This window comes from Turicibacter sp. HGF1 (genome assembly GCF_000191865.1).
GTDB classification, from domain to species: domain Bacteria; phylum Bacillota_I; class Bacilli_A; order MOL361; family Turicibacteraceae; genus Turicibacter; species Turicibacter sanguinis.
Map to the genome: position 1 here is coordinate 22461 of NZ_AEXQ01000136.1, position 12724 is coordinate 35184.

15 protein-coding genes and 1 riboswitch are annotated in these 12724 nt (G+C 33.9%); of the genes, 3 read left to right on the forward strand and 12 right to left on the reverse strand.

The features are described 5' to 3' along the window. The first annotated feature begins 4 nt into the window (after window positions 1-4). On the forward strand, window positions 5-259 hold the full coding sequence (locus HMPREF9402_RS13255; RefSeq protein WP_006784260.1) for a hypothetical protein: 255 nt from the start codon (window positions 5-7) through the stop codon (window positions 257-259). Window positions 260-329: 70 nt separating this feature from the next. Here the strand turns inward: HMPREF9402_RS13255 and HMPREF9402_RS13260 are convergent, their stop codons facing one another. The 4 genes from HMPREF9402_RS13260 to HMPREF9402_RS13270 form a co-directional block, all read right to left on the reverse strand. After that, entirely contained in the window at window positions 330-899 is a 570-nt protein-coding gene (locus tag HMPREF9402_RS13260; protein WP_009607646.1) for a TetR/AcrR family transcriptional regulator C-terminal domain-containing protein, read from the reverse strand. 268 nt (window positions 900-1167) lie between these two features. After that, on the reverse strand, window positions 1168-1596 hold the full coding sequence (locus HMPREF9402_RS14815; protein WP_083809721.1) for an aldo/keto reductase: 429 nt from the start codon (window positions 1594-1596) through the stop codon (window positions 1168-1170). Then, window positions 1542-1832: an aldo/keto reductase gene (locus HMPREF9402_RS14955; RefSeq protein ID WP_083809722.1), complete on the reverse strand. Its 291-nt coding sequence runs from the start codon at window positions 1830-1832 to the stop codon at window positions 1542-1544. Before HMPREF9402_RS14955 ends, HMPREF9402_RS14815 begins: the two co-directional genes overlap by 55 nt. Then, window positions 1727-1987, reverse strand: coding sequence for a hypothetical protein (locus HMPREF9402_RS13270; protein WP_039931100.1), 261 nt, complete (start codon window positions 1985-1987; stop codon window positions 1727-1729). The genes HMPREF9402_RS14955 and HMPREF9402_RS13270 overlap by 106 nt, the downstream gene beginning before the upstream one ends. 210 nt (window positions 1988-2197) lie before the next feature. On the opposite strand from HMPREF9402_RS13270, the gene HMPREF9402_RS13275 reads away from it, so the two are divergent. Continuing rightward, window positions 2198-2626, forward strand: a complete 429-nt coding sequence (locus HMPREF9402_RS13275; protein WP_009607643.1) for a hypothetical protein — start codon at window positions 2198-2200, stop codon at window positions 2624-2626. A gap of 61 nt (window positions 2627-2687) precedes the next feature. Here the strand turns inward: HMPREF9402_RS13275 and HMPREF9402_RS13280 are convergent, their stop codons facing one another. The 8 genes from HMPREF9402_RS13280 to HMPREF9402_RS13315 form a co-directional block, all read right to left on the reverse strand. Continuing rightward, the gene (locus tag HMPREF9402_RS13280) at window positions 2688-4007 is read right to left on the reverse strand and encodes an amidohydrolase (protein WP_009607651.1); all 1320 of its coding nucleotides are present in this window, start codon (window positions 4005-4007) and stop codon (window positions 2688-2690) included. Beyond that, a complete protein-coding gene (locus HMPREF9402_RS13285; RefSeq protein ID WP_006784264.1) occupies window positions 3991-5697 on the reverse strand; it encodes an adenine deaminase in 1707 nt (568 codons plus the stop codon). The genes HMPREF9402_RS13280 and HMPREF9402_RS13285 overlap by 17 nt, the downstream gene beginning before the upstream one ends. A gap of 18 nt (window positions 5698-5715) precedes the next feature. Next, window positions 5716-6765, reverse strand: coding sequence for an ABC transporter substrate-binding protein (locus tag HMPREF9402_RS13290; RefSeq protein WP_006784265.1), 1050 nt, complete (start codon window positions 6763-6765; stop codon window positions 5716-5718). Window positions 6766-6789: 24 nt separating this feature from the next. After that, the gene (locus tag HMPREF9402_RS13295) at window positions 6790-7818 is read right to left on the reverse strand and encodes an ABC transporter ATP-binding protein (RefSeq protein ID WP_006784266.1); all 1029 of its coding nucleotides are present in this window, start codon (window positions 7816-7818) and stop codon (window positions 6790-6792) included. An 11-nt stretch (window positions 7819-7829) separates the two neighbouring features. Next, a complete protein-coding gene (locus HMPREF9402_RS13300; protein ID WP_006784267.1) occupies window positions 7830-8612 on the reverse strand; it encodes an ABC transporter permease in 783 nt (260 codons plus the stop codon). Further along, window positions 8605-9438 (reverse strand): ABC transporter permease, encoded by an 834-nt coding sequence (locus HMPREF9402_RS13305; RefSeq protein WP_006784268.1) that lies wholly within the window; start codon window positions 9436-9438, stop codon window positions 8605-8607. Before HMPREF9402_RS13305 ends, HMPREF9402_RS13300 begins: the two co-directional genes overlap by 8 nt. Before the next feature lie 30 nt (window positions 9439-9468). Continuing rightward, window positions 9469-9569: riboswitch (purine riboswitch) on the reverse strand. A 302-nt stretch (window positions 9570-9871) separates the two neighbouring features. Continuing rightward, window positions 9872-11389, reverse strand: coding sequence for a glycerophosphodiester phosphodiesterase family protein (locus HMPREF9402_RS13310; protein WP_006784269.1), 1518 nt, complete (start codon window positions 11387-11389; stop codon window positions 9872-9874). A 157-nt stretch (window positions 11390-11546) separates the two neighbouring features. Next, window positions 11547-11942, reverse strand: a complete 396-nt coding sequence (locus HMPREF9402_RS13315; protein WP_006784270.1) for an RrF2 family transcriptional regulator — start codon at window positions 11940-11942, stop codon at window positions 11547-11549. Between the two features lie 325 nt (window positions 11943-12267). Between HMPREF9402_RS13315 and HMPREF9402_RS13320 the strand changes: the two genes are divergently transcribed. Then, the gene (locus HMPREF9402_RS13320) at window positions 12268-12705 is read left to right on the forward strand and encodes a globin domain-containing protein (RefSeq protein ID WP_006784271.1); all 438 of its coding nucleotides are present in this window, start codon (window positions 12268-12270) and stop codon (window positions 12703-12705) included. The last annotated feature ends 19 nt before the right edge of the window (window positions 12706-12724 follow it).

Below are 12724 nucleotides of genomic sequence, written 5' to 3' on the forward strand. Positions count from 1 at the left end.
TATCATGTCCTTAGATCAAAAAATAAAACAACGTTTATTCGAAACAGCTTTCAAACGTTTGACTCGCCATCAAATAAAAAAAACAGATCGTACAGCTCGCAATATTCTTGAAGCCTTACAATTGCTCTGTGGAAGAGAAATCACAGAGCCTGACTTAAATTTAATATACCATGAATTACGCCTTCGCCTTCAACATCATGAAGCACCTGATGTTACACTAGCGTGGTTACTTCACTTATTAGAGGCCTATCAATCCTAATGATTTACTTTTTTAAAATCGATTTTCTCTTTAAATAAAAAATAGTTCTTGAAATCTCAAGAACTATTTTTTATTCAGATGCGGCACTCATATAACGATGATAAGCCAACTTTTCACAATTAATGGCAATATATTTCAAATTCATGGCTACTAGTTTAGGATCTTCCCTCATTCCACTTTTAACCCAAGAAATAATGGTACCACATACCCCGTGGGCAAAAAAATGAGAAATAAACGTTTCATCTTCCGGCTGTACGGTATGAGACTCATCTAATTTTTCAATTGCTTCTTTAAATAAAGTCGCCGTAATATTAAATAGATACTCTGTCATACCACGCTCGTCACAACTAATGGTGCTATAGTAAAACGATTGCTCTTTCTTCATCAACACTAATAAATCCTCAACTTTTAAATACCAATTTTCAAAAGTCACCCCTTCCATTAAAGGTACAAATCCTTCCTGATAATAAATCCAATTCACTAACTCATACTTATCTTGAAAATGATAATAAAAAGTCTGACGATTAAGTCCACATTTTTCCGTAATATCTCGAATGGAAATCTTATTAAAAGGCTTCTCATCCACCAGTTCCTTAAGGCCCGTCGCAATGGCTCTTTTTGTAATTAATGCATCTGACATCTTTAAACCTCTCCACCATAGACTCTTTTTATTTATCATAACATCAATTGACATTTTGATAAATATTAAATATACCTCATTATCCCTTGTCTGTGTATCAGCAACAAGGAGATTAACTGCAGATTTTAAATGATTCATCAATTTCTTTCTACTAAATTACAGACACAATAAAAAGAAACACGCTCCCATCATTTTTTAACCTTTGTAAAACTTGTTGAATAGACTTCTTTTTTAAAGAAATAAAAAAAGTTCAGAAACCATCTGAGCTTTAAAAATCTGTTGTATCTAGATTGCGTGAATAGCCGACACATCCTGTTAAATTTGCAATCAGTTCCATATCATAAGAATCTAATTTAAAATCAAAAACTTGCGCATTCTCATCAATTCGAGCATAATGAACCGACTTAGGTAATGGTAAAAATCCCATTTGCAAACTCCAGCGAATACAAATTTGCGCGACACGTTTTCCATACTTCGCTGCCAACTGTTGCCTCTCATGAACTTCAAAAATTTTTCCAGTCCCAAGCGGACTATAAGCTTCAAGTAACATTTCAAGTTCACGACAATACTTCACAACCTCCTCTTGAGTATGCCCAGGACACAATCGAATCTGATTGACCATCGGCACAATCGTTGCTGTTTTTAATAACTCCTCAATAGGGTGAGGAAGAAAATTACTAATACCAATGGCACGAATTTTCCCAACAAAGTAGAGCTCTTCAAATGCTTTCCAAGTCCCAACATTTGCTTCTTGTCAATAATGACGATGCATAATGAGATTAGCCAGTGTATTAAATATAAATCTAAATAATCAAGCTCCAATCCTTTCATCGTTTTATCAAAAGCTGCCAAATTTTCTTCGTACCCATGATCAAAATTATTAAGTTTACTCGTAATAAATAAGTCTTCTCGTTTAATACCACTGCGTGCAATAGCAGCTCCGACACTATGTTCATTTCCATAAGCTGCTGCCGATAACCTAAATGAAGGGCTGTTGTAACAGCATCTGCTGCTTCTTTCCCACTTTTAGCTTGCCATGTTCCAAAACCAATGCACGGAATGAATCCCCTGGCGATTGCTAAAAGCAATCTAATCCTCCGCTACTAGGGTATAAAACACCATTAGATAACGTGTAACAATCAGTTAATGATTCCATAAATATCCTCCTCAATCAAACTGTCCTTAGTTTAACCACATGATAAAAAATTATTTTGTTGCTATTTAAAGGCACAAGTCATGGATCCTCTATCATATCCTATAACATAATATTCCTTTTAATGGAGAGACGAGGGATTTGAATGACCAAAAGAATTGAAGAATATGAAACTCTGATTCAAAAATATAATGCTTTACAACGACTCATCGACGAAGAATTCCTAGAAGCAATAGATGAATTAGATTCAGCAATCTCCCATATGGAATCAACTACAAATTACATTAGAGCTCAAAAAGTCATCCGTTCAAAAATCAATTGCTGGTTACATGAATATGGTGACATGTATGAATTTAACCAAAAGTGCTCTCGTTGTGTGACACTTGCAAATAAAATTGAATGCTTAACTAACGAGTTAATGGCTCTTGATTTTCAGGCACAGTGTATCAGTCAAAAGACTAAAAAAATGCTCAAAAAAGCTCAAAAAATAAATGTACAATTATCTAAATTGAAAAAGGAATATCAATGTTGTATTGAATCTAATCCACCCCATTCTTCCCCCCACAACGAATAAATCTAATAAAAAATCCCGTAAGATTTACCTTACGGGATTTTTTGACTTTACTTATTCACATTTATAAATCTTTTGAACGCTCTATTGCACGTTTTGCAAAGTTTTGCATTTCATTTTGAAGTGACGTTTTAATCTCTGTCTGATTAAAAATTGATTGTTTCTCTTTTAAAACGGATACCCCATTAATCCAAACACTGTGGACATTAGATGAATTGGCACTATACACAATCGCTGAATAAGGATCATAAATTGGAAACATATTTAAAGATTCTGTTTCAATTAAAACAATATCGGCCTGTTTTCCAACTTCAAGTGAACCAATTTTATCATCCATTTTTAAGGCACGGGCTCCACTAATCGTTGCTAGTTTTACAATTTCCTCTGCTTTAAATAGTGAACGATCCTTATAGTGAGTCTTTTGTGCATAAACTGCTGTTTTCATTTGCGTAAATAAGTCTAACGTATTCCCACTACTCGGCCCGTCTGTTCCAAGACCAACAGTTAGCCCATGCTCAATCATTTCTTTAACAGGGGCAATTCCTTTTCCGGCTTTCATATTTGATCCAATACAATGTGCAACTTTTACGCCACGCTTTGCCATTAATAACATGTCATTTTCATTCACATGGATACAATGAGCAGCCACTAATCGATCACTTAAAACACCAATTGAATCTAAATATTCTACTGGTGTCATATCATACTTTTCACGAAATTCTGTCATCTCATAATCCATCTCTGCAACATGCATTGAAATTAACGTGTCATATCTAACCGCAATCTCATGAGCATCTTGTAGTGCTTTTGTATCATTAGTATTGGTTGCATGTGGTGCAATGATTGGCGTCACCAACGGATGATTGCTCCATTTACTCATAAACTGTTCACTATAAGCTAACCCTCCATAAGCTTCTTCGCAATCACATGTCGGAAAATTAATAACTGTCTCCCCAAGTACTCCACGCATCTGCATCTCATCACATGCACGAGCTACTTCTTCTTCAAAATAGTACATGTCTAAAAAAGTAGTCACCCCACTACGTTGCATCTCTAAGATTCCATAACGGGCAGCCTCATAGACTAATGGTGCTCTCATGCATTCAATTTCTAGAGGGAAAAGGTAACGACGAAGTCGATCTGGACAATCATCTCCTAATGAACGAAATGGAATCATTGAAACATGAGCATGTGTATTAATCATTCCTGGAATCAAGATACCACCTGATGCATCAATCACTTCATCCACATACTTTTCAATATCTGAATCATACTCACCGACATACGAAATCTTATCATCTTCTATGACTAACATACCTTGTGGATAAGTTGATAGCGTTTTATCCATTGTTAAAATCCAAGCATTTTTAATTAACGTCTTCATGATAAACCTCCGCAATTAATGGCACAATTTCCTGTGTTAATGTATTAATCATTCCCATATCAGTTACCTTTAACTGTGGGGATACCGGTAATGATAATGTCGAGAATGACATAATTTCATTATCATGAACATATCCGAGTTCTTGCATAGCAGATCGAACGTCCCTAAGTTGTTGTGCTAATACTTCAATTGGCTGTGCACTAACAATACCACCAATTTCTAAATAAGCTTTTGCTAAAACTTGCCCCTCTTTTACAACGACATAGCCCCCTTGCATTTCACAAATCATCTGTTGAGCGAGCATCATATCTTCTTTATCATTTCCCATCACCATGACATTATGATGATCATGAGCCCAAGATGTTGCAATCGCTCCTCTCTTTTTAATCGGGGTATCTAACAAAGCGTGAGCGATATTACCATTCTTTCCATAACGCTCATAAACCGTTAATAAACATAGATTTTGTGATTCATAATCAAGTATTCCATTTTTAACCGGAACCTGTTTTTGAATATGTTTAGTAAATGTTGAGTGTGGTTGTGTTTGAATAATGTTACATAACACTTTATTCCCTGAAATCTTAATATCAAAATCTTCAGGCTCAGCCTTTTTACATTTTATTGAGTGGTAGAAATGGTCTGGGAATATTTGATTATGATTTTCTTGATGCGATTCCCTATCATTGGCTACGCAACACCCACCCTTGTAAACGGAATGAATCTTAAAGTTATCCACATCAGTCAGTAAAATAAAATCTGCTAGACGGCCAGGCGCAATCATTCCGCGATCTTCTAAATGCATTCGACGAGCTGGCGTATAAGTCGAACAATAAATTGCCTTCTCAACTGGCATTCCAAGTTTAACGGCATATTTAATAATTTCATTTAAATGACCCTTAGGTAACTTGTCTGCCATGACATCATCTGTGACAAATGCAAAATAATCATAAAAATGATAATCCATTAACGTTTGAATGGTCTGTTTAGTCATCGATTTTTTTTGAATTTCTAAAAACATTCCACTTTTAATTTTTTCAATAATACTTTCAGGTGTTTGCTGAGTATGATCTGCTGTAACTCCTGCTGCAATAAAATCTGCTAAATCTTTACCACTAATTTTTGGACAATGACCTTCAATCGGTAAGGACGGTCTAAATTCTTGACATAGTTTAATAATATCTTTAATAGTTGAGCTTTCTTTTTTGCATAAATCTTGAAAGTTCATCACTTCTCCCAAACATAAAATATTTTGATGATTGAGAAGTTCCTTCACTTCATCTACTCCAATCAACCCACCTGTTGTTTCTAAATGTGGGGATGTTGAAGGAACAGACGATGGAATTCCATAAAAAATATCCAATGCAGTTGCATTGGATAAAAATGATTGAATTCCTTCGATTCCAAACACGTTTGCAATCTCATGTGGATCTGCAACAACAGTTGTAACCCCATGAGGCAAAACAGCCTGTGAAAAACGCGAAGGTAGAGTCATAGAACTTTCAATATGCATATGAATATCAATTAATCCTGGTACCATATATAGACCAGTTCCATCAATAACTGTTTCTTCTGTTACCGATAAAGAATCTGCGATCTGTGCAAATCGACCATTTTTAATGAAAACATCTTTTATTTCAAATTGTTGAGTAAATGTTTGATACACTGAAATATTTTTAATGATCATATCCATATTGAGCACCTATCCTAATTAACGGTTAACAATACGGTTCCATTGATCAATCCAATTATTTAATAATGGATTAACAAATGAATAATCAATTGTTTTAGCATTTGCTGCAACTTCACCATATGTTTTGTTTAATGCTGTTTCTTCATCTAAAACAACATCTTTATTAGTTGGAGCTTCATTTAAAGTAATCGCTGTTGAGCTTTGTAATTCTTGGCTTAAACGGAAGTTTACATATTCGTAAGCTAACTCTTTATTTTTTGAGTTTTTATTAATATCGATTGTATTGAAGTTTGCGTAAGTTCCTGATGCTGGTACAACGAATTTCACATTAGGTTGAGCTTGTTCAATCGTTGGGATTCCGAAATCCCCCACAACAGCAACAGCAATCTCACCAGATGCAAACATATTAGCTAAATCACTTGATTTTGAATAAGTTTTAACAATGTTCGGTTGTAATTCTGCTAATGCTTTGAATGCTGCTTCACCTTGATCTTCTTTAATATCTCCATTTGCATAATCATTTGCTACATAAACCATAGCAGGCCCAAATGTTGTTGAGATATCTGGAATTGAAATTTTACCTTTTAATTCTTCATTCCATAAATCTGACCAATCATTAATTTCAAATCCAACCTCATCTGGATTGTAAATAATTCCGATACTATTTACTGTGTAAGCAGCCCCGAATCCATTTTCAGCTAATTCTGCTGCAGGCTCAATTAATGAAGAAGCATTTGAAATCTTTGAGTAATCAATTTGTTCAAATAATCCTGCCTCATATCCATTTGCTGCCGCTGATTGTGATAATTCAATAATATCAACCTCTGAATTTGGATTATTAGCTAATTTTGTATAACGATCATTTGTTCCACCTGTATCTAATACTAATTCACAGTTGTACTTTTCTTCGAATGGAATTTTCACTTCTTGTTCCCAAACATCTTGACTTAATCCCCATGTTGAAACAACTAGTTTTTGTTTCCCTGAATCTTCAGAACCTGTTGAACATCCTGTAACAAGGGTTAATGCCATTGCAGCACCTAATGCTAATTTCCATGATTTTTTCATATTCTTCGTCTCCTTTTTGCCTGTTTAAACTAATACGATTTTATTTGCTGGTAAATGTAATGTTAATTCATCATTAATTTCATATACATCTGCACCGTCATGATTTACAACGATTTTCCCTAACTTTGTTTCAACTTCATATTGATAACTCTTACCTAAGAACGTACGAACACAAACTGTTCCACTGACACAGTTTTCTTGCGAGCTTTGAACAATCTCAATATCATCTGGACGAATAGTTCCTAATGTAATAGTCGTATCAGGTAATTCATCAACACTAAATGTTAAATCATCACTTAAGAATGTATTTCCTGATTTATGTTTCATTGGAATGAAGTTTTCGAACCCAATAAATCTTGCAACGAACTCAGTTTTTGGTTTAGCATAAATATTTTCAGGTGTATCGTATTGCTCGATAACGCCTTTATTCATAACTGCAACACGGTCTGAAATCGCAAAACATTCCTCTTGATCGTGAGTAACAAAGACAGTTGTAATTCCTAACGCTTTTTGAATTCGTTTAATTTCAACACGCATTTGGATGCGAAGCTTTGCATCTAAATTACTTAATGGTTCATCAAGTAATAATAATTTAGGCTCAATTACTAAAGCACGTGCTAATGCGACACGTTGACGTTGACCTCCCGATAATTGCTTTGGTAAACGATCTTTATACTCTAGTAATCCACAGACTTCTAACATTTTATCGACTTTTTCTTCAATTTGTTGTTTATCCATTTTACGTAGCTTTAACCCAAAGGCTACGTTATCCTTTACAGTTAAATGTGGGAATAAAGCATAGCTTTGGAAAACCAAACCGAAGTTACGTTTATGTACAGGAATCTTAGTAAAGTTTTCATTATCTACTAAGAAGTCTCCGTCAGCTATATCAATAAAACCAGCAATGACACGTAAAGTTGTTGTCTTACCGCATCCACTTGGACCAAGTAATGACACTAACTCACCTTCATGCATCTGTAAATTTAATCCCTTTAAAATATCATTTTTTCCATCGTAAGTTACACGAATATCATTTAATTCTACGAATGCCATGGTGTCTCCTCCTATTTTGCTAATGAATTAATTCCAAGTGTCTTTTCAACAACAAACATAATAACGATTGTTGCAACCATTAATAAAACTGATACAGCCGATACGGTTGGATCATAATAATATTCAATATAGTTCATTAATGCTGTTGGTAAGGTTGTGACTCCTGGACCCGTTAAAAACATTGAAACTGGAATATTATTAAATGAATTAATAAAGGCTAATAAGAAACTTGAAATAATCCCGCTAGAGATGTTTGGTAAAACAATCTTAAAGAATGTCTGGATTTTATTACACCCTAAACTCCACGCTACTTCTTCAATCGAGAAATCAAATTGCTCAAGTGAAGCCCCAACAATGCGGATAATATAAGGCAATACAACTAAGAAATGCCCAAATAATAATCCTTGAAAAACTGGAATACGTAATTTAATCACTAAGAATTGGAATAATGCATATCCAATCACGACTCCAGGAACAATGGTTGGAGATAAGAAGAAACTTTTTAATAATTTCTTCCCTTTAACTGAGTAACGTGACATTCCATAAGCTGCTGGAATCCCAATTACTAACGCAATTAAAGTTGATATTAATGCTAATTTAAAACTTAAAATGAAAGAATTCATAAATGTTTTTGACGTTAATGCCTTCACGAACCAATCAAATGTAAATCCTTTAATTGGGAACGAGATTGTATTTTCAGTTCCAAAAGCCGTCACTGTAATAATTACTAATGGAAAGAAAAGAAAAGCAAAAACGAACATTGATACCAATGTTAGCATCTTATGTTTACGCATCTAGTTCACCTCGCTTATCTACTTTTGCTGCAATGAAGTTTAATCCCTTCATGACAATTAAGGTCGTCACAATCATAATGGCTGCGATAACACTTGCTCCCGTCCAATCATTTAAAGTCATTGAACGTTGATAGATTAAAGTTGGTAAAACTAATGCTTTATTTCCACCTAAAAGCTGTGGAGTTGTATATGCTGTTAGAGATCCAGTAAAAACAAGAACTGCTCCCGTAATAATACCTGGAATACTCATCGGTAAAACAACTTTTATAAAAGCTGTTAAACGATTTGCCCCTAAACTCTCAGCTGCCTCCATCATATCGTTATCGATATTATCCATCACTCCAACTAACGTAATAATCATAATTGGCAAGAATAAATAAATCGTTCCGACTAAAACGGCAAACTCAGTGTACAGCATACTAATTGGTTGTTCAACGATTCCCATATTCACTAATAAATTATTGATTATTCCATTTTTACCTAAAATATTAATCCAAGCAAAACTACGAACAACAGAATTCGTTAATAACGGGAAAATAGAAATAGCAATTAATAGACCTTTCCATTTTTGTGAACAACGCGAAATAAAATAAGCGGTCGGCACTCCAAACAGTGTACAAACCAAGGTAGCAATCAAGGAGATTTTCAGCGTTCGATAGAAGATTTCTAAATAATACTCATCTTGGAAAAATGAGATGTATTGATTTAGAGAAAATCCATCATTAAAGACCGTTGGCCATAATATTGAACATAATGGCAACATTAAAAATAATAATAATAGTACAAATCCTGGAACCATTAAAACATAAGCTGAATTTTTTTTCATGTCGTTACCTCCTTGCGATAGAACGAATGGCCTTGTTCTATCTCTTCTCATAGTCCGATTTTTTACGGAAATCGGGTAGAAACTTACGCACCATATTTGCGTTATATATGAAAATAACCTTGATAACCACCGTCATTATACCAAAATTTTATAGATTTTACCTCATTTTTTTGTAAAAATATGTCGTTTTTTAACTTAAATATATAAATATACAAAGTGATAAATTTTTATATTTATCACCTTTTATATGCTTAATATCAATAACCTGATTTAATGAGCACTGCTTCCTCTTACTAGAGCTCTCAATTAAGGTTATATTAAAATATTGTTCTAATCGCTTAATATGTAAACTCATAGCTAGTTAAGCTAAATACAGTTTATATCCTACCTTTATTTGGACTCCTTAAATAAAGAATTTTAACGCTTCTAATCCTCACATATAATCGATCTTAACATTGACATTTCTAATCATGAAATGTGATTTTGAATCGGATGCTCCAATGAGTACCATTGAGGTTTCTTCTCTCATGGATTGAAAATCTTTTAACGTAAGAAATTGGACTTCAGCATATCCCCAATCATCTACTAATGTCGAAGGCACAACTTGCTCAAATTCTTTTTTCGTTGTTCCATAACTAATACTTAAAGATTGTCCAGAGAGATTAAGGTATTCACAACTTACGGTCACAACATCCCCTTTATATAATTGAGGTAGATTAATTTCTAATGTTGCAGGTGCTTGTTTTGTTCCTTGCATTTCAAAAATATGACTCTCATCATGCCATTTAAAAGTTCCATCTTGAATTATATTCCCATGGCTCTCAATTAAAAATGGATTTAAACATCTCAAATAATCAATTCTATTTTTCATGCTATAACTTTCACACTTCCCATTACCCCTAATACTTTGACGGTACAGTAAGCTATTAGTTGTAATAAAGTCAGTTCCCATCTCAATTAAGTTAACCATTTCTTTTGCTTCATCGACTGTCCAGACGTTCACCAAAACACCAACAGAATGAGCGTAATCAATCAAATCCTTTGTGACATTTTTTTTATGACAATCGATATTCATTTGATGCTTCGCACAGTAATCAATATTTTCTTTTGTTAAATCAGCAAGCCATTGAAGGCCGATATTTTTATCTAGCTTCCTAATTTCAGTGGCGACCTCTTGATGAAACGTAATGATGATACAATTAGAAAGTAGCCCCCATTTTTCAATCTGATTTAATAATGTCGCAATACTTTGGATTCCAATTCGCTTCACCTCAATGACAGGAACAAGCCCCTGACATTTACATACGTTTAAATACTCCTGCAACGTTGGGATTTTTAGATGTGGATAGGTCGAATCTGCAATTTGAAATGCCTTGAGCTCATCTTTCGTATAATGACTCGGACTCCCTGATCCATTTGTCATTCGATTAATCGAGTCATCATGCATCAAAATGAATTCACCATCCGCCGTCTCATGAATATCGCATTCTGCCCCAAAGTATCCATACTTCCCAGCCAACTCATAAGCCGGTAACGTATTTTCAGGTGCGAGTGCACTAAGTCCTCGATGTGCAATCATGCGGATTTCTGTTTTGTGGAATAGGCCCTGTGGATTTTGAACTAAATTCCGATTCATAACCTCTTCTTTTTTCTCAAATTCAACCTCAAAGCTCGTTGTAACTCGCAGCAATTCCTGTTGATAAATATTTAATTGTAACTTAGAATCCTTATTCATTGAATCAAGTATTTTAATTAAAATCGTACCCATTCTATCTTTTAAAATTTCAACACTTTCTTGAGAAGGAATAATTTCGACCTGACAATGACTTAAATTAATCGGTTGATTATTTTCAACCAATAAAACTTCAAGATATCGACTAGTCTCATTGGATGGCAATTTACATTTTCCTCGTTGTTTCAAAACATCTAATAAAAAATATTTTTTATACATGTCCTCACCTCAAGACAGTATAATCTTAAAACGCTGAGAATATGTTTTCTGCTCTTTAGAAACAAAATGTTTTTACATTTTTTGAGTCAGACTCAGTATCTAAAATTTTGTCATATAAAAGCTAACAACTATGAAAAACAGGCTAGTAACTAGCCTGTTAAAGTAAATCTTCTAATGTATAGTTTGAGAATTCTTCAATAAATTTTTGTAAAGCATCTGAAGTAATACTTTTTAGTTTGCAGCCACTTGATAATAGCGGGCACCCAGCTGATTTATTAAAGCATTCTAAAATATTTAAATTATCTTCCGTAATTTTTAGAATCTCACCTAAGTTTATCTCTTGAGGCTCACAACCAAGTCGAAGTCCACCTCCACGTCCCTTTATTGAAGTGACATAAGGCGTTTTACCTAACTTATGAATGACTTTTTTCATATGTTGTTCTGATGTATTTAGATTCATTGATAATTCTTCAACGGTACACAGTTGGTCACGATGTTGTGCTAAATAAATAAGTGCACGAAAGCTATAATCACTGAATTTGGATAGTTGCATCGAAATCCCACCTTTTTTAACTTATTCTTATTATACAACATAAAGTATCTATTGTTTTGACTATTTCTTGGTGATTATTGATTGTTATCTTCACGATTTAATAGATGGCTACTAAATGATAATCTCTATAAAAATTTATTAAAAATAAGACGAGACGCTTTAAATGAAAACTTTTCTCATTAACATTTTCTTCTGTTATCTTTGTTCTTCCGCAGTCAAATCTTTAAATTCATGTTTTTTTAAAAAAATTAAATGTTCATATTATTTGAACATTATATTCGATTTATGATATAGTTACCTCAACAAACAATAAGGAGAGATGATTATGTTAGATCAACAAACAATTGAAATTATTAAAAGTACAGTACCTGCTTTAAAATCACACGGTATTCAAATTACAACAACATTCTATAAAAATATGTTTGAACAAAATCCTGAAGTGGCACCACTCTTTAATATGGAGCGTCAAAAATCAGGTGAACAACCAAAAGCTTTAGCTCTGACTGTTTTAGCTGCTGCTCAAAATGTTGATAACTTAGGGGCAATTATGCCTGTTGTTAACAAAATCGCAGTTAAACATTGTGATTGTGGCGTTTTAGAAGAACATTACCCAATCGTTGGAGCGCACTTACTTGGGGCAATCAAAGAAGTTTTAGGAGAGGCCGCAACTGATGAAATCATCGAAGCTTGGGCTAAAACTTATGATGTAATCGCACAAGTTTTCATTAATGTTGAAAAAGAAATCTACGCATCACGCGCTTAATAAAAAATACTACTAGTAC